We start from the raw sequence: 18,676 nt of genomic DNA, 5'->3' as shown, positions 1-18,676 counted from the left end.
TGTTGCTTCAGAACATAGATAAGAATTGGGACATAAATCCTAGAAAAATAGCATTCAGATGAATTGAATTACTTCATCTGAATGCTTCTTTTTATTCAATACTTTGTATTGTTGGCTCGCTTTCTTAGGGGACAGCTTCAGCATGTAGTCTTCAGCTTGTCCTGTTCCCTCAATAGTCTCGCCAAAATACGTCGCATTTATATGATATAATTTATAAAATCATGAATTACTATAGCTAATATTAATAATAATTTATTTATTGAATAATAGAGAGGTGTGCCTATGCAGCGTGATACAAATCAATATATCTATAGACAATTATATAAACGTTTGAAGTCTGATATGCTAGCTTCTAAATACGAAAGCCATGAAAAGTTACCTTCCAAAAGAAATATGGCGAAGCATATGAATGTAAGTGTGAATAGCGTCAAAGCAGCATATGAACAATTATTAGCTGAAGGATATATTTATACAGAAGAGCGGAAAGGCTATTTTGTGGAGCCATTAGATAAATTAATCATTAACCCAGAAGCCCATAATACAATTGCTTCGTATAAAAGTGCTGCAGAAATAGATTATGACTATTCATTTTCTCATATGAGCACTGACATATCTGAATTTCCAATAGATATATGGACAAAATTAACCAAACGTGTCTTTCAAGACTATGATCATTACCTCTCATCAATTCCAAATGTAAAAGGACCAATAGAACTAAGACAATCTATTGCTAAACTCGTCTCTTATCAAAGAGGTATTCAATGTCATCCAGAACAAATAATTATTGGTTCAGGCACCAATACATTATTAATGAAATTGATACAACTCATGTCTGAAAATGTGAAGATTACAGTTGAAAATCCAGGTTATTCTAGGTTCAGGACTATATTGCAGCAAACACAAACACAAATGGTTCCTGTTTCATTAGATAATAAAGGTATTTCTATAGAAGAAATTAAAAAGGTACAACCAGATGCTATTATTGTGACACCTTCGCATCAATTTCCTATGGGCACAATTATGCCTGTATCTAGACGTATAAGCTTATTAAACTGGGCGAGTAAGACGCACAGTTACATTATTGAAGATGATTATGATAGCGAATTCAAATATGAAACGGATAATATTCCTTCATTATTTAGTTTTGATAAAAATGAACGCGTAATATATTTAGGTACTTTTTCAAAAACGTTAATGCCAGCGTTGCGTATCAGTTATATGATATTACCAGCGAAATTAGTTCGAAAATTTGAAGTACAAAATCAAAGTACAATTCCTGATTTTTCAATATTAAATGCTTTAACATTAAATTTATTGATTAAAGAAGGACACTATGAAAAATATCTAAAAAGGATGCATCAGTTATACGGTAAAAAGAGGGCATGTCTTATTGAGGAATTGCAAATGACATTTGGTAATAATATTGATATCAAAGATACGCAAGCAGGTTTACATTTTATTATTGAAGTTGTTTCACCGTATACTTATGAAGAAATTGAAGCCCGAGCTAAGGAATTTAAATTAGAGCTTTATACAATAAATCGTTTTAATGTGAAAGCGCTTCAAAATAATAGTGAGCGAAAGACATTGATTATTGGTTTCTCTAAAATCGAACAACAGCAAATACCTGAAGCGGTTCAACGTTTAAAAAAAGTAATCATTGATCCATCTGGTACCATATAATGAGTTAAACTGGTACTTTACAGAACACCAATAATATTTTAAATTTTTAGACAATAAATGAAATAACATTTGTAATTAAGTTATAGGAGGTTTCATGATGTCAGATAAATTTAATTATTATAAAAAGCAACGTGAAAAATATGTAGCACGCGGTGTAGGAAACGGAAATTTGCATGTTGCTAATGAAGCGCAAAGTGCAACCATTAAAGATGTTGAAGGTAATGTATTTATTGATTTTGCCGGCGCAATTGGAACATTGAATGTGGGACATACACATCCTGAAATTACGAAGCACTTAAAAACACAATTAGATAAATTTATACATCCAGGGTTTAATGTGATTATGTATGAAAGTTATCTAAACTTAGCACAAAAGTTAACAGAGATTACACCAGGTAGCTTTGAAAAAAAATCAATATTGCTTAATTCGGGCGCAGAAGCCGTAGAAAATGCAGTGAAGATTGCAAGAAAATACACCGGCAGACAAGCTGTCGTTTCATTTGTAAGAGGGTTTCATGGTAGAACAAATTTAACTATGTCTATGACAAGTAAAGTGAAGCCTTACAAATTCGGTTTTGGGCCATTTGCGCCAGAAGTTTACCAAGCACCTTACCCTAATATTTCTGAAAAATCTGAAGAATTATCAAATGAAGCTTATACAGACCAAATTATCAATAAATTACATGATTTCTTTATAGAAACGGTAGATCCAACTGATGTAGCTTGTATTGTTATGGAACCTGTTCAAGGTGAAGGTGGATTTATTATCCCAGATTCTAAATTTGTAAAAGCAGTCAAGCAGATTTGTGATGATAATGGTATTGTCTTCGTCGCTGATGAAATACAAAGTGGCTTTGCGAGAACGGGTAAAACATTTGCTATAGAACATTTTGATGTTGAACCAGATTTAATCACAGTTTCTAAATCATTGGCTGCAGGATTTCCATTAAGTGGTGTAGTGGGTAAATCAGAAATTATTGATAGCGCTGCGCCAGGAGAATTAGGTGGAACTTATGCTGGTAATCCATTAGCTTGTGAGGCTGCGCTTAAAGTTATTGAAATTATAGAAACAGAAGATTTAAACGGTAAAGCTGAACGATTAGGTTATAACTTAGAAACATATTTAACATCGTTGAGTGAAACGTATAATCAAGTCTCAAGAATACGACGTTTAGGTGCAATGGTTGCTTTTGAAGTGGTTAATCCTGAAACTGGTGAACCTGACAAAGCATTAACAGGCAAGCTTGTACAAGTAGCAAACGAAAAAGGTTTATTGTTGCTATCTGCAGGTATTAAAGGGAATGTCGTTAGATTCTTACCACCATTAGTTATTACAGATGATGAATTAAATGAAGGATTACGTATTTTAACTGATGTGTTTGAGACTGTGATTTCTAAAGAAGGTATCGTATAAACGACTAAACTTTATACTTTTTGATATAGGGTATGGGTAATTATAAGTATCTTATAATTAATCAATAAAAAGGAGACCTTAATATGACAAAATTAGAAGTATTTAACCCAGCGACAAATGAAGTCATCGAACGTTTAGATTATACAAGTAATGAAGATATTCAAGCCCAAATAGAACGCGCACATAAAGCATTTCAACAATGGAAAAAAATAGACGCTCACGAACGTTCTGCTAAATTAATGAAATGGGCAGAGCTTATAGATGAACATCAAGATGAACTTGCGCGTCTCATCACATTAGAAGGAGGGAAACCGCTTGCTGAAGCAAAAGGTGAAGTGACTTATGCTAATTCCTATGTAAAGTGGTATGCAGAAGAAGCAAAACGTGTATATGGTCGCACAATTCCAGCCAATGCTCCATCTAAAAAAATCATTATAGATAAATTTCCGGTAGGTGTTGTTGGTGCAATTACGCCATGGAATTTCCCAGCAGCTATGATTACACGTAAAATGGCACCAGCTTTAGCAGCTGGTTGTACAATTATTTGTAAACCAGCAGTAAAAACGCCATTAACAACGATTAAATTAGTAGAACTTGCACATGAAGCTGGATTCCCTAAAGATGCTATTTCTTATATTATTGCATCTGGTAAAGATGCGGGCGATTTATTTACCGAACACGAACTCATCAGTAAAGTGACCTTTACTGGATCGACTGCAGTTGGGAAAACATTGATAGAACAATCTGCACAACAGGTTAAAAATGTAACTATGGAATTAGGTGGACTTGCGCCGTTAATTGTGCATAAAGATGCAGATATTGATGCAGCTGTTGATGGAACGATTGCTTCTAAATTTAGAAATGCAGGTCAAACGTGCATATGCGCTAATAGGATTTATGTACATCAAGATATTGCAGAAGCATATACTGAGAAATTAATTGAAAAAGTGCACGCACTGACTGTAGGTAATGGTTTAGAAAGTGACGTGAAAGTAGGTCCTCTTATCGATGAACAAGCTGTTAAGAAAGTATTAACGCATATTACTGATGCACAGGAGAAAGGTGGGGAATTGTCTCGTAGTATTGAAGAGATTCAATCGTTAGGTGGCAATTTCTTGAAACCAGTAGTTATCTCTAACGCAAATTTGGATATGAAAGCTATGCATGAAGAAACATTTGGACCAGTCGCGCCCGTTATGACATATGAAGATTTAGATGAGGTTATCCGTATAGCAAATGATACAGAATTCGGTTTAGCATCATACTTCTTTACTAATGACTATCGTACTGGACTGAAATTCTTCAATGAATTAGAATATGGCGTTATTGGTTGGAACGACGGAGGCCCTTCTGCTGCCCATGCACCATTTGGTGGTTTGAAAGAAAGTGGTTATGGTAGAGAAGGCGGCATAGAAGGTATTGAACCATACTTAGAAACAAAATACCTTTCTATTCAAGAATAATTTTATGAATTAATGCTTAAAGTAATTTCAATTGAAATATAAACAAGGGTTGAAGGTTTAAGAAATAATGATCAAGGACAAGGTTGTAAGCACAGTGATGAAATTATATTACTGTGACAACCTTGCCTATATTATTATTTTAATTTGAAGAATGTAATGGGGTATGTTCAATGAAATCACAAAAATCACAGTTTGATAAATCAATGAATATTGTTGATGTCTTATTTCTTGCAATCGGTGCCATGCTTGGATGGGGATGGGTCGTGTTATCAGGTGAATGGGTATCAACAGCAGGTTTTGTAGGAAGTATTGTTGCCTTTTTAATAGGAGGCTTTTTAGTAATTGTAATTGGTCTTACATACGCAGAACTTGCTTCTGCAATTCCAGAAACTGGTGGAGGGTTTGTCTTTGTTAAAAAAGCATTTTCACCAGGTATTGCTTTTATTTCTGGTTGGTCAGTATTATTTGGCTATGTATCAGTGATTACGTTTGAAGCAGTAGCTTTACCCACAGTAATTGATTATGTTATTCCTTTTCAACATCAAGGATTCATGTGGAATATTGCTGGATGGGACGTGTACTTAACGTGGGTGCTAATTGGTTCTGTGGGAAGTATTGTCTTAACATCATTAAATTACTTTGGTGTTAAACCTGCAGCGATAATGCAGACGGTCTTTACAATATTTATTGTTTCAGTCGGTTTGCTACTCGTTTTTGGTGCTGGATTTAATGGTAATTTCAGTAATTTAAAGCCATTTGAACATGGTGTAGGTGGCACAATGTCCGTGTTGATGATGATTCCTTTCCTATTTGTTGGGTTTGATGTTATACCACAGATTGCTGAAGAGGTGAAAGCACCTTCTAAAAAAATTGGTGGTATTTTAATCTTATCTATTATTGCATCTGTGATTTTTTATTTACTTATTGTTTTTGGTGTCGCAACAGGATTATCTCCAAAAGCACTTGGCGCAAGCAGTCTAGCTACAGCTGATGCAATGGTAAATCTTTTTGGGCATAGTGGATTTGGCGTTTTACTCGTGCTGGGTGGCGTCGCCGGCATTATTACCAGTTGGAATGCATTTATTATAGGTGGTAGTAGAATTTTGTATGCTATGGCTAAAAACAAAATGATTCCGCAATGGTTTGCTTATATTCATCCTAAATTCAAAACACCAACACACGGTATTTTATTTTTAGGCGTACTTGCATTTGTAGCCCCGTTATTAGGAAGACCAGCACTTTCATGGATTGTTAATGCTGGAGGTATTGGGGTCGTATTAGGCTATTTATTAGTAGCAATTTCATTTTTAAAATTGCGTAAGACACAGCCTGATTTAGAAAGGCCATACCGTATTAGAAATGGTAGAGTTGTAGGTATTATTGCAGTTGTACTTAGTATTTTGTTTATAATTATTTATCTTCCTGGCATGCCTTCATCACTTGCTTGGCCGGCAGAGTGGTTAATCGTATTAGCATGGTACTTTGTTGCTTTTGTTCTTTATTTTACTCAAAAGAGAAAGGTGACAACAAACCGACAAGTGCCAATACAAGGTGAAAATCAATCTAATTAGCATTGAATAAAAATAGGTGACTAGATTTCTATAAGCTAGGTTTAAGTAGCGATAGAAATTTAGTCACCTTTTTTCTTTTCACAGATGAAGCATTGATAATAAATAGATTGTTACTTAGCGCTTAATGAATAATATAAAATTATAATCTTTAACTAGCTATATTGATACGTTGATCTCCGGGTTTAATCCATTGTTTATTTAAGAAGAATTTATATAATATAAAGCTGAGGCATGAAGGTAGTAAAATATGGAATACAGCTATCAGTAACCATGTTTGAAGCGAACCACCCATCGTATTAATCGTCATAATTTGACCTATAAAACCACTTGTGCCCATCCCTGCGCCTGCAGGATTATTCGTCATCGGGAATAGCGTCGTCATAATTGGTGCAGCAATTGCGCTTGTAAGTGTTGGAGGTAAGAGAATCATTGGATTTTTAATAATATTTGGAACTTGTAACATGCTCGTTCCAATACCAATAGACAGTAAGCCGCTCCAACCATTATCTTTATAACTATTGACTGCAAATCCTACCATTTGGGAAGCGCAACCGATAGTGGCTGCACCAGCAGCTAAGCCGCTTAAATCAAGCATCAAAGCAAGCGCTGCGCTAGAAATAGGAGCTGTTAAGGCTAGGCCAAATATAACGGATACGACTATCCCCATAATCAATGGTTGTTGTTCTGTTCCCACAATAATCACTTTACCTAAACCAGTCATGAACTGATTTAAAGCTGGACCACATAGTTTTGCTATTGCGCCACCAACTACAATGGTAAGCAAAGGGGTAATGATGATATCAATTTTTGTCTTACCAGCGTAAATTCTACTTAATTCAACGACAATAAGTGTTGCGATATATGCACCTACAGCACCACCGCCAAATGTGTCATAACCAAGCGTCCCAACGATAACACAAGAAAAAATAACTAATGGTTTGGCGCCGAGTCCATAAGCTATAGCAACACCGATTGCTGCGCCTGTTACGGACATAGCTACCTTGCCTATTTCAGATAAGAAAGATAAATTAAGTTGTGGTATTAATGTTTGACTGCCTAATGTTTCTAAAATAAGTCCAATTATTAATGAACCAAATAACCCAAGTGCCATAAAGCTTAAAGCTTCAATAACCCATCTATGTAAATGATTTTTCATTAAGTATGCTCCCTATTTTTTAAATAAAGTTATTTTATAAATTAATATTAGTATATAGATAGTTTTCAGTGTTGGCTAGTTTATTTAGAAATTTATACAGATATTAGTATGTACAAAGAAATAATAAATCGCACTATAATAAGTGAATAGGGGAGTATATATAAATGACTTTAGAGTTGATATAAGAATTACAAATGCTTCTAAGAAAGCTTTATGGAATCTGTCATTACAAAAGTGATTATATGTAACTAAAGCTCACTTAGTAAATTGAAAGTATTATTGCAATGAAAATTGAGGCTGGGACACAAATATAACGTCCCAGCCTCAGAAAGCTTAATTATTTAATTTATATAGCGATACGTGTTATGAAACTATAAGAATGGATACTTAGTTTTTGTTAACAGAAGCATCATAGATAGATTCAACTGTTTCGCCTAAAATTCTATCGAACTCTTCATCTGATTGATTTACATTTAAATCATTGATAAGTGCACGAGAGAAGCTTGCTATTAAGTCTTTGTTCTGTTTAAGTACTTCATTTGCATGTTCTCTGCTATAACCACCAGATAATGCAACGACACGAACAACGTTTGGATGATTAATTAGCGGTTGATATTGGTCTGCCTTAGTAGGGATAGTTACTTTAAGCATTACTAATTGGTCATCATTTAATTTATTTAATTCTTCTAAGATAGAATCAGTTAAGTAAGCTTCGATTTCTTCTTTGTTTTCAGCATTAATATTAACTTCAGGTTCAATAATAGGAACTAAACCTGCAGCAATGATTTGTTTAGCTACTTCAAATTGTTGTTTAACTACTAAATCAATACCATCTTTATTAAGTTCTAAGATATTAGAACGCATTTTAGTACCAAAAATTTTATGTTTGTTTGCACGGTTTAATAAGTCGTCTAACTCAGGCATTGGTTTCATTAATTGAACGCCATCTTTTTGTTCATCTAAACCTTTATCTATTTTTAAGAATGGTACGATACCTTTATCTGCAAGGTAGTCACCAGTATGTTTACCTTCTACTTCACGATCCATCGTTTGTTCGAAAAGGATTGCACCAACAATTTTATCAGAGCTAAATGAAGGCGATGAAACAATACGTGTACGCATGTCATGAACGAGTTTGAACATTTCGTCTTCACTATTGTATTGATCTTCAGTAACACCATAGTCACTTAACGCTTTAGGTGTACTACCACCACTTTGGTCTAATGCTGCAATGAATCCTTTACCATTTTTTACTTTGTCAAATTGTTCTTTATTCATTCTTACCACTCCTTTTACTTTATTCAATTAATAGTATGATAAAAAACTGTCTGAAACGCAAGTTGTAGGCACCTTATATAACTAAATATAATAAATTTTCTATCTATTATAAAAAATGCGTAATAATAACTGTAACTATTTTGTAACGGATATTAAAAATATAGGCGTTGGGTTATAGAAAGCGTCCTTTTCATTATAAATACGATGATATACTCCTTCATCAAAGTGTATATGATTAAAACCTAATTCTTTAAGTATTTGAATATCATATTGAGGCCGGGGTTGGTGATTAATTGAGATGCTCTGCTTAATAGCTTCACTTTCTGCTAGCATGTCTTTACCAAGCGTGTCATGCGCATGGTTTGATCCAATAGATTCATAAGACTCAAATGAATCTTTGCCATAATCAGCATCAATATTTATCAATTTACCCTGTGGTTTTAAAACGCGTAACCACTCTTTATAAGCACCTTTTGTATCTGGTAGGAGCCAAGTTACATTTCTTGAAATAACTATATCAAACGTTTCATCTTCAAAGTTTAGATTTTCAGCATCCATAATTTTAAAGTCTATATTTTGTTTGAAGTGTTGTGCATTTGCTTTAGCATGTTCTATCATCTCTGGTGAAAGATCTATACCAGTGACTGCCCCTCCATGCTGAGTACATAAGATTGCTAAAAAACCAGCGCCAGTACCGATATCTAAAATTTTCATGTCTTTATATATAGGGGCGATTTGATTGATTTCATTAATCCAAGTTAATGCATGTTTACTCTCTAATTCTGCTTGTTTATTTTCGCCAAAAGAGCCAGCACGTTTATCCCAGTAATTAACAATTTGTGATTTCTCCATTTGTAGTACTCCTTTATTCAATTCAATTATAAAATGTCTTACCTTATTATAGAATATTTGTACGAAAAAGTGAGTTAAGACAATTAAAACATTTAAATTTTGCATATTATTACCAATAACGACATTCATTTTACCTAATTAAAAATTTCTGATTTTATATTTTTTTGGTATTAAGAATTTTGGATTTTAATAATAATTAATTCTAATTTTTTGAATTCATAGAAAAAAATAAAAACAAATATTTATGCATTATTTAAGTATAAATATCCAATTATAAAAATTGTAAGATTCATTAATTACGTTAAATTTAAACTTAACACTGTGATTGTGCCAATTTTCTTATGATGGAAAGATGTTCATATTATATAATTATTCATATTTTGGTAAAAGTATTTTTGAATGTAATTTGCATTATTATTTAAAGTTCGTTAGGCTCATGTTTGTGAATTAATATTTTGTTTTGCTAACGTTTATTTATTTTAGCAACTTATACATAATAAGAAAATTAAGTTCAGGGGTGTTCAAAAATGGAAAAGAATAAAGTCATGGATTGGACGACCTTTATAGGATCATCGATAATTTTACTTATTGCAGTAATTCCTATGATGGTCTTTCCAAAAGCCAGTCAAGACATTATTACTAAAATGAATGATGCTGTTTCTAGTACAATAGGTTCTATATATTTACTGATTGGCTTAGTAACGTTGATTTTCGTATTATACATAGCTTTTGGTAAATATGGCAATGTAACTCTAGGTAAAGCAACAGATAAACCTGAGTTTAATAATTTTAGTTGGGCAGCAATGCTGTTTTGTGCAGGGATTGCTTCTGATATTTTATACTGGGGTATCATTGAATGGGCGTTTTATTATCAAGATCCTCCACACGGAGTTAATGGTATGACAGATAGCGCACTTAATTATGCTACGATGTACGGCATGTTCCACTGGGGGCCAATTGCATGGGCGACATTTGTGTTACCGGCACTTTGCATTGGTTATCTTGTATTTGTGAAGAACAAACCAGTTTATAAAATCAGTCAAACTTTACGTCCTATATTAAAAGGTCAAACAGATGGTATTGTCGGAAAAATAGTTGATATTGTCTTTATTTTTGGTTTGTTAGGCGGAGCAGCTACATCATTAGCTTTAGGCGTGCCGATGATTACAGCAGGAATAGAGCGTCTTACAGGAATAGATGGAGATAATATGCTCATGAAGAGTGCTATTTTATTAATTATTACAGCTATATTTGCTTATAGTTCTTATTCAGGTTTGAAAAAAGGTATTAAAGTTTTAAGTGATGGAAATGTGATCTTATCATTTATATTACTTGGATTTGTGTTAGTTGTTGGTCCGACTATATTTATAATGGAAACAACAATCACTGGTATGGGTAACATGTTTAAAAACTTTTTCCAGATGGCAACATGGATTGAACCTTTTGGTGGTATAGGGGGACGTGAAGAAACAATGTTCCCTCAAAAATGGACGATATTCTATTGGTCTTGGTGGATAGTTTATGCACCATTTATTGGATTATTTATTGCACGTATATCAAGAGGTCGTACACTAAAAGAACTTGTTTTAGGTACATTAATATATGGTACATTAGGCTGTATGTTATTCTTTGGTATTTTTGGAAATTATGCAGTGTATTTACAAATAAGTGGTCAATTTAATGTTATTGAATTCTTAAATTCACATACTACTGAAGCTACAATAATTGAAGTTTTACATCATTTGCCGTTTCCAAATTTAGTTATTATTTTATTCTTAATTTCAGCTATTTTATTCTTAGCAACAACATTTGACTCTGGTTCTTATATTTTAGCTGCAGCATCACAGAAAAAAGTGATTGGCGAACCATTAAAAGCCAATAGATTATATTGGGCATTTGCATTGTGCTTGTTACCATTTGCTTTAATGTTAGTGGGTGGCGAACGTGCATTAGATGTATTGAAAACAGCTTCTTTATTAGCCAGTGTGCCAGTATTAGTTGTTTTTGTAATGATGATGATATCCTTCTTACGGACATTGTCTGAAGACCGACTCAAATTGGAACATCGCGCTGATAAATATAGGGAAGTAGAACGTCGTTCATTAAGAATTACACAAGTGAGAGAGAAAAAAGAAGACGACAATTTATAAAAGGAAAAATAGCTGCCGACAGCATGTCGGCAGCTATTTTTTATAAGCTTTACTAATTAAATAAAAAGGGAATACCTGTAATATTGAACGAGCTTAAAATAAATATATTGAGCAAGAATGAAGGTGAATCATTAACAGAATAAGTAATGTGATCTTTATTATTATAAATCCGAAAACTTAGTCTTCTCTGTGCGTTTCCTCTGGTATGGGGAAGTATTTAAAGATTTCGCCACTTTCAAGCGCATCACTTAATTGATCTAACCATTCATAATAGGGCAATGTATCAACGAGTTGCTGTTTAGTTTCAACTGCTTCACTCTTAGTAGCTTCATCAACGTTTTTATCATTAATGATTTTATCTAACATTGCAACTGAATCATGAACTGCTTCAGCGTTAATGACAATTTCTCTCCTCCATTTTCGAGTGAAAAAATTTCTGAAGAAATTAAAGAAATCTTTTTCAGCTATGAAATGCTGTTTTCTACTTCCACGTGTAAATTGTTGTTTTACGATATCAAATTCTTGGAGTCTTTTAACGCCAGCACTCATACTCGGCTTACTCATTTGTAATTGTTCGCGCATTGCGTCCAACGTCATACTATCTTCGAAAAGCATAGTTCCGAATAAATTTCCGACACTTCTATTGATGCCATATAAATCCATTGTCTCACCAATTGCATTGATAACAATGTCTTTGGCTTCGTCTAATTGATTTTCAGGGTTATTAGAATGTACCAATGTGTACACCTCCGATTAAATTTTTTAAGTTCAAGTTAAAAAGGTCAATTGATCTAAGAATTATAGATACCAGATCATAATTGAAAATGAGTGTGTAATATTTGAACTCGTTTGACACCCTTTCAACTACTATGCTAACATAAACTCTATAAAATTCGTTAAATAAAAATTTAACAAACTTAACGGAGGTAATTTTAATGGAACTTGTAAAAAATTTATCTCGCCGTCAATTTATTGATGGTGAGTGGGTTGAAAGCTCAAATAAAGAAACAAGAAAAATTATTAATCCATATAATCAAGAAGTGATTTTTGAAGTTGCAGAAGGAACAGCCGATGATAGCGAGCGTGCAATATTGGCAGCTAGACGCGCATTTGAAGATGGCGAATGGGCTAACGAAACAAGTGAAAATCGTGGTAAGAAAGTGAGAGCAATCTCTGACTTAATCGTTAAACATCGTGAAGAATTAGCTAAACTTGAAACGTTAGACACTGGTAAAACGTTAGAAGAATCTTATGCTGATATGGACGATATTGCTAATGTATTTAATTTCTTTGCTGGACTAGCAGACAAAGATGGTGGTGAAATCATAGATTCACCGATCCCAAATACAGAAAGTAAAGTCATAAAAGAACCAGTTGGTGTTGTTACGCAAATCACGCCATGGAATTACCCTTTACTTCAAGCATCTTGGAAAATAGCACCTGCATTAGCTTCAGGATGTTCATTAGTTATGAAGCCGAGTGAAATTACTCCATTAACTACTATTCGTGTATTTGAATTGATGGAAGAAGTTGGCTTCCCACAAGGTGTTATTAACCTTGTACTAGGTAAAGGTTCAGAAGTAGGCGAGCCCTTATCATCACATAAAGAAGTGGACCTAGTATCATTTACTGGTGGTATTCAAACAGGTAAACACATTATGAAAAATGCGGCAGATCATGTAACAAATATTGCTTTAGAATTAGGCGGTAAAAATCCAAATATTATATTTGATGATGCTGATTTTGATTTAGCAGTAGATCAAGCATTGAATGGTGGATTTTTCCATGCAGGTCAAGTTTGTTCTGCAGGAGCAAGAATTATCGTGCAAAACGATATTAAAGAAAAATTTGAAGCAGCACTTATAGAAAGAATAAAAAATATTAAATTAGGTAACGGTTTTGACGAAGATACAGAAATGGGACCAGTCATCTCAGCCGAGCACCGTGAAAAAATTGAAAACTATATGGAAGTTGCTAAATCTGAGAATGCAACGATTGCAATTGGTGGGAAACGCCCTGAACGTGAAGATTTACAATCTGGTTTCTTCTTTGAACCAACAGTTATTACGGATTGTGATACGTCAATGCGTATTGTACAAGAAGAAGTGTTTGGACCTGTTGTAACGGTTGAAAGTTTCACAACTGAAGTAGAAGCAATCGAGCTTGCTAACGATTCAATTTACGGATTAGCAGGTGGCGTGTTTACAAATGATGTTGGAAAAGCAGAACGCGTAGCAAATAAATTAAAAATGGGTACCGTTTGGATTAACGATTTCCATCCATATTTCGCACAAGCACCATGGGGCGGATATAAACAATCAGGTATTGGTAGAGAGCTTGGTAAAGCAGGATTAGCTGAATATCAAGAAGAAAAGCATATTTTACGTAATACCAATCCAGAACCAGTCAATTGGTTCGGTAAAGCATAACTAAATTATAAATATATAAATAAAGAAGGCTAAATAACATTTAATAGATTCAGGAGGCAGTATAACTATGAAAGAATCATATGATTATATCATCATAGGTGGCGGTAGCGCTGGTTCAGTACTAGGCGGCCGTTTAAGTGAGGACGTATCAAATAATGTACTTGTATTAGAAGCGGGGCGTAGTGATTATCCATGGGACTTATTAATACAAATGCCAGCAGCTTTAATGTATCCAGCTGGTAATAAATTATATGATTGGATTTATGAAACAACGCCAGAACCACATATGGGAGGCCGTAAAGTTGGCCATGCACGTGGTAAAGTTTTAGGCGGTTCAAGTTCAATTAATGGTATGATTTATCAAAGAGGGAACCCAATGGATTATGAAAAATGGGCCAAACCTGAAGGTATGGATTCATGGGATTATGCGCATTGTTTACCATATTTCAAACGACTAGAAACAACATTTGGTTCTACGAAAGACGACCCTTATCGAGGGCATCACGGTCCAATCAAGTTAAGACGTGGTCCAGCTGATAATCCATTATTCCAAGCATTTTTCAATGCTGGCGTTGAAGCAGGTTACAATAAAACACCAGATGTAAATGGTTTCCGTCAAGAAGGCTTTGGTCCATTTGACAGTCAAGTACATAATGGTCGTCGTGTATCAGCTTCAAGAGCATATTTACATCCAGCGATGAAACGTAAAAACTTAGAAGTACAAACACGTGCTTTTGTTACGAAATTAAACTTCGAAGGTAATAAAGTTACAGGAGTAACATTTAAGAAGAATGGTAAAAAGCATACAGTTAACGCGAAAGAAGTTATCTTATCTGGTGGTGCAATTAACTCACCACAATTATTACAATTGTCAGGTATAGGTGATTCTGAACACTTACGTTCATTAGGTATTGAACCTCGTATTCACTTACCGGGTGTTGGTGAAAACTTTGAAGACCATCTAGAAGTTTATGTGCAACATGCATGTAAGCAGCCAGTATCAATGCAACCAAGTTTAAATAAATTGAAGATGCCATTTATTGGTTTACAATGGATTTTAGGACGTAAAGGTGCAGCTGCATCAAACCATTTTGAAGGTGGTGGCTTCGTTCGTTCTAACGATGAAGTAGATTATCCAAACTTAATGTTCCACTTCTTGCCAATCGCAGTAAGATACGATGGTACAAAAGCACCAGCTGCGCATGGTTATCAAGTACACGTCGGCCCTATGTACTCAAATTCTCGTGGTCACTTGAAGATTAAATCAAAAGATCCATTTGAAAAACCAGAATTTGTATTCAACTATTTATCTACAGAAGAAGATAAACGCGAATGGGTTGAAGCGATTAAAGTGGCAAGAAATATCTTGAAACAAAAAGCATTAGATCCTTTTAATGGTGGAGAGATTTCACCGGGGCCTGAAGTACAAACAGATGAAGAGATTATAGAATGGGTTAAACGTGATGGCGAGACTGCTTTACATCCATCATGTAGTTGTAGAATGGGGCCTGCTTCTGATGAAATGTCAGTTGTAGATCCAGAAACATTCAAAGTTCATGGCATGGAAAATTTACGTGTGGTAGATGCTTCAGTAATGCCACGTACGACAAACGGTAATATCCATTCACCGGTACTAATGATGGCAGAAAAAGCTTCTGATATTATTCGTGGTAAAAAACCATTAGAACCAGAATACATTGATTTCTATCGTCACGGTGTACATGATAAAAACGCTGGTACAGTTAAATAAATACCAGATACTTAGTTTAATATAGATGATTTTGTGGCTGGGACAAATTTTAATTGTCTCAGCCTTAATCATTAAACCCGCTTCTCTAAAAAGTCATTTCTAAATTTATTAAGTTAACGGTTTTATGCAATAACTTCAACTCAGCTAACCTTTTATACCTATCAATGCTAGTCATCTTTGGCGGGTAGCGATGACGAAATCTAATTTGCTTAAACAGATTTCTGTCCCATTCCTAAGATATCATTTATTGAATGATAGATGATTTGGTTACACGTAGTAAAGGTTTGCTGTTAACTATAAAAACTATAATCAAGTAATTTATATACAAGAAAGAGCCCGGACTGTCCGGGCTCTTTCTTTGTTTAAGGTGTGACTTATGCATGGCACTAGCATAGCTTAATTAAGCCCTAATGAAATGAGCTGTAATTAAAGTTAGATTGCTATAATACACTAAGGTAAATTAATTATGCTTTTTACCTGTAATTAAATCTGCAATTGCTTTAGAGCCTTCACCTTTTTCTAATGAGCAGAACTCATTATAGAATTTATCGATTTTATCCTTATAATCTATAGCGACTTGATCTAAGTTTTTTAGATCTTCTGTTAACTGGTAAGCATCTTGATGGATAGGACCAGGTAGGTCTTTGTGATAATCAAGATAGAATCCGCGTAAATCTTTACCGTACTTATCTAAGTCATAAGCAAAGAAGAATTGTGGTCTTTTAAGTACACCATAATCAAACATTACAGAAGAGTAATCAGTGATTAGGCAATCTGAAATTAAATACAATTCAGAGATATCACTATAGTTTGATACATCAATTGCAAAATCTTCATAACCACGTAAATCTAATGCATTAGAAATGAGGTAATGCATTCTTAGTAATACAACATATTCATCACCTAATTGTGCTTGTAGGTTATCTAGATCAATTTGTAAGTTGAATAGATACTTACCTTTTTTGACGAACTCATCATCTCTCCACGTTGGTGCATACATAATAACTTTCTTATCTGCAGGTAAGTTTAGATTTTCTTTAATTTGTTGAATGTATCCTTTATCATTTGCGTGATTCACCAATACGTCATTTCTTGGATAGCCAATTTCAAGAATTTGTTCTGGATTCATCCAAAAAGCAGTTTCGAATATTTTGGACGAATAAGCATTAGGTGAAACAAGATAATCCCAGCGACTTGTTTCTTCTCTGAAATTACGTTTGTAATTATCAGTGGTCGTACCAGGCATACGAATTACTTTCATATCATTTGCTAGACGTTTCAAAGGTGTTCCATGCCAATTTTGAATATAGACTTGGTTAGGTTTTTTATTTAAGTATAAAGGTAATCTTGCGTTAGTTACCCAATACTTAGCTGTTGAATAAGCATCATAATACTCTTTAGAACCTTTTTTTACTTTTTTAGCTGGACCAGGTAAGTGAACTTTAGAAGGGCTTTTGAAGACCCATATAAATTCATAATTTGGGTGATGTTTCATCATATATTCATAAATATATTTAGGGCTATCACTATAATTTTTACCGGCGAAGGCTTCGAATACAATTCTATTGCTTTTTACTTTATCTTCGCTATCTGTTAATTGATACAGCGCACGATGTTTATTTTTTCTACGTAAAACAATATTTTTAACTAAACGTGCTTGCTTTCTGAACTGGTTCACTTTAAAAGCAGAATTACGTTTATTCAACATCAGCATTAATGATTCAATCATAAATAATGGTTTTTCATTTTTAAATATTGTAGGTAGTAATTCACGCGTAACTTTTGGAAGTAATTCACTATTGTTTTCGTAACGTTCAGGTAATTTTCTTAATGATGGTTCAAAAGAACGTTTGAATAAATTTTTCATTTTATTTTTAATAAACACTTTGTTTGCTTTTAGTGGCGCACGTTTAACAGAATCTGAAAAACTATAGACATAATCGTTAAATATAATGCCAAAGTCTTGTTGGGATAATGCTGGTTTTAAAAATGGATCGTAGATTTCTCCTTTAATATAGAAAGGAAATTGGCTGATACGAACAAAATCATTAGCATATTTAATGAATTCTAATATAAATGACCAATCAACAAAGATATTTAAATCTTCGTTAAATTGTAGATTGTGTCCACGTGCGATTGCCGTTTTGAAAACAATATTACAAACCGTTTGTTTACGTAAAAATTGGTTTGATTTTGTTTTTGTATTTAAATATTCTGTACGTACTAAATTTTGATCGACGTATTGAGGAATATCTAAAGTAAAAGAATGAATAGGCGCAATTAAAGCATCAAAACTATTCAATTTCTTCATATAAAATGATAAAGCATAAGAAGCTAGGTAATCATCCGAATCAATAAAAATGAAGTAAGGTGATTCAACTTCTTTAAGGCCAATGTTTCTAGCATGTGCATGGCCAGTATTATGTGGTAAATCTATTACTTTAATGGGGATATCCCATTCTTTAGTAGTTGCTGTCGCAATTTCTTTAGAATTATCAGTTGAACCATCATTAACTAAAATGAGTTCAAAATCTTGGAATCTTTGTTTTTTAAGACTACTCAAACATCTTTCGATATAATCTTCTGAGTTGTAATAAGTCACTATGACTGAAATGGACTTCATTATGTTCCCTCTTTTTTTAAATTTTCTCTATATTTTTATACAAGGTAAAATATTAACAAATTTCAATCGTAAATATCAACTATTAATATATTGGTAGAAAGACTGATTTTGTAAAATAATGCTCTAAGAATTAAAGTATAGGTATTTTTTGGCAATTGAACCTAAAGTACATATTGTAGCATGACTTAAAAGCATAAATAAAAACAAACGAGGTTTGATACTTATACAAAAAAATTATGAATAATTTCAGTGCTTTTTTCGATTATTTATTTTTTAAAGGATGCTACTAATATATTTTACTATAAAT

12 protein-coding genes are annotated in these 18,676 nt (G+C 33.6%); 7 read left to right on the top strand and 5 right to left on the bottom strand.

Annotated features, from left to right (window positions below; genetic code table 11):
* The first annotated feature begins 282 nt into the window (after nt 1-282).
* The 4 genes from gabR to ACF91D_RS02940 all read left to right on the top strand — a co-directional run bounded on the left by gabR (nt 283) and on the right by ACF91D_RS02940 (nt 6,131).
* Nucleotides 283-1,683 (top strand): MocR-like transcriptional regulator GabR, encoded by a 1,401-nt coding sequence (gene gabR / locus ACF91D_RS02955; protein WP_327621001.1) that lies wholly within the window; start codon nt 283-285, stop codon nt 1,681-1,683.
* Nucleotides 1,684-1,780: 97 nt separating this feature from the next.
* On the top strand, nt 1,781-3,097 hold the full coding sequence (gene gabT, locus ACF91D_RS02950; RefSeq protein WP_107549774.1) for a 4-aminobutyrate--2-oxoglutarate transaminase: 1,317 nt from the start codon (nt 1,781-1,783) through the stop codon (nt 3,095-3,097).
* Nucleotides 3,098-3,180: 83 nt separating this feature from the next.
* The gene (locus ACF91D_RS02945; protein WP_039067498.1) at nt 3,181-4,560 is read left to right on the top strand and encodes an NAD-dependent succinate-semialdehyde dehydrogenase; all 1,380 of its coding nucleotides are present in this window, start codon (nt 3,181-3,183) and stop codon (nt 4,558-4,560) included.
* Nucleotides 4,561-4,730: 170 nt separating this feature from the next.
* Nucleotides 4,731-6,131: an APC family permease gene (locus ACF91D_RS02940; RefSeq protein ID WP_107549775.1), complete on the top strand. Its 1,401-nt coding sequence runs from the start codon at nt 4,731-4,733 to the stop codon at nt 6,129-6,131.
* Nucleotides 6,132-6,279: 148 nt separating this feature from the next.
* Here the strand turns inward: ACF91D_RS02940 and ACF91D_RS02935 are convergent, their stop codons facing one another.
* From ACF91D_RS02935 to ACF91D_RS02925, 3 genes are all read right to left on the bottom strand, one after another.
* Nucleotides 6,280-7,287: a PTS sugar transporter subunit IIC gene (locus ACF91D_RS02935; RefSeq protein WP_039067496.1), complete on the bottom strand. Its 1,008-nt coding sequence runs from the start codon at nt 7,285-7,287 to the stop codon at nt 6,280-6,282.
* 387 nt (nt 7,288-7,674) lie between these two features.
* On the bottom strand, nt 7,675-8,565 hold the full coding sequence (locus ACF91D_RS02930; protein ID WP_039067495.1) for a fructose bisphosphate aldolase: 891 nt from the start codon (nt 8,563-8,565) through the stop codon (nt 7,675-7,677).
* 135 nt (nt 8,566-8,700) lie between these two features.
* Nucleotides 8,701-9,417: a class I SAM-dependent methyltransferase gene (locus tag ACF91D_RS02925; RefSeq protein ID WP_039067493.1), complete on the bottom strand. Its 717-nt coding sequence runs from the start codon at nt 9,415-9,417 to the stop codon at nt 8,701-8,703.
* Nucleotides 9,418-9,944: 527 nt separating this feature from the next.
* Between ACF91D_RS02925 and ACF91D_RS02920 the strand changes: the two genes are divergently transcribed.
* Nucleotides 9,945-11,567, top strand: a complete 1,623-nt coding sequence (locus ACF91D_RS02920) for a BCCT family transporter (protein ID WP_069793199.1) — start codon at nt 9,945-9,947, stop codon at nt 11,565-11,567.
* A gap of 177 nt (nt 11,568-11,744) precedes the next feature.
* On the opposite strand, the gene cudC is transcribed toward ACF91D_RS02920, so the two are convergent.
* Nucleotides 11,745-12,305 carry a choline uptake/conversion transcriptional regulator CudC gene (gene cudC, locus ACF91D_RS02915; RefSeq protein ID WP_039067491.1) on the bottom strand — a complete coding sequence of 187 codons (561 nt, stop codon included), beginning with the start codon at nt 12,303-12,305 and terminating at the stop codon, nt 11,745-11,747.
* A gap of 197 nt (nt 12,306-12,502) precedes the next feature.
* Between cudC and betB the strand changes: the two genes are divergently transcribed.
* Together betB and betA are read left to right on the top strand one after the other, a co-directional pair.
* Entirely contained in the window at nt 12,503-13,996 is a 1,494-nt protein-coding gene (gene betB, locus ACF91D_RS02910; protein WP_327620999.1) for a betaine-aldehyde dehydrogenase, read from the top strand.
* Nucleotides 13,997-14,063: 67 nt separating this feature from the next.
* Entirely contained in the window at nt 14,064-15,746 is a 1,683-nt protein-coding gene (gene betA, locus ACF91D_RS02905) for a choline dehydrogenase (protein WP_327620998.1), read from the top strand.
* Nucleotides 15,747-16,206: 460 nt separating this feature from the next.
* On the opposite strand, the gene ACF91D_RS02900 is transcribed toward betA, so the two are convergent.
* Complete coding sequence (locus ACF91D_RS02900) at nt 16,207-18,369, bottom strand: bifunctional glycosyltransferase/CDP-glycerol:glycerophosphate glycerophosphotransferase (RefSeq protein ID WP_101094069.1); 2,163 nt, start codon at nt 18,367-18,369, stop codon at nt 16,207-16,209.
* Between the last annotated feature and the right edge of the window lie 307 nt (nt 18,370-18,676).

This window comes from Staphylococcus sp. 231237_7MaSpsaltlick (assembly GCF_043107035.1).
This window is presented reverse-complemented; position numbering and strand designations above follow the sequence as displayed.

Bases quoted from the DNA above. Each gene is read 5' to 3' on its own strand.
- ACF91D_RS02945 (WP_039067498.1), top strand. From the start codon at position 3,181: ATGACAAAATTAGAAGTATTTAACCCAGCGACAAATGAAGTCATCGAA.
- ACF91D_RS02900 (WP_101094069.1), bottom strand. From the start codon at position 18,369: ATGAAGTCCATTTCAGTCATAGTGACTTATTACAACTCAGAAGATTAT.
- ACF91D_RS02920 (WP_069793199.1), top strand. From the start codon at position 9,945: ATGGAAAAGAATAAAGTCATGGATTGGACGACCTTTATAGGATCATCG.
- ACF91D_RS02925 (WP_039067493.1), bottom strand. From the start codon at position 9,417: ATGGAGAAATCACAAATTGTTAATTACTGGGATAAACGTGCTGGCTCT.
- betB (WP_327620999.1), top strand. From the start codon at position 12,503: ATGGAACTTGTAAAAAATTTATCTCGCCGTCAATTTATTGATGGTGAG.
- betA (WP_327620998.1), top strand. From the start codon at position 14,064: ATGAAAGAATCATATGATTATATCATCATAGGTGGCGGTAGCGCTGGT.
- ACF91D_RS02930 (WP_039067495.1), bottom strand. From the start codon at position 8,565: ATGAATAAAGAACAATTTGACAAAGTAAAAAATGGTAAAGGATTCATT.
- ACF91D_RS02935 (WP_039067496.1), bottom strand. From the start codon at position 7,287: ATGAAAAATCATTTACATAGATGGGTTATTGAAGCTTTAAGCTTTATG.
- gabT (WP_107549774.1), top strand. From the start codon at position 1,781: ATGTCAGATAAATTTAATTATTATAAAAAGCAACGTGAAAAATATGTA.
- ACF91D_RS02940 (WP_107549775.1), top strand. From the start codon at position 4,731: ATGAAATCACAAAAATCACAGTTTGATAAATCAATGAATATTGTTGAT.
- gabR (WP_327621001.1), top strand. From the start codon at position 283: ATGCAGCGTGATACAAATCAATATATCTATAGACAATTATATAAACGT.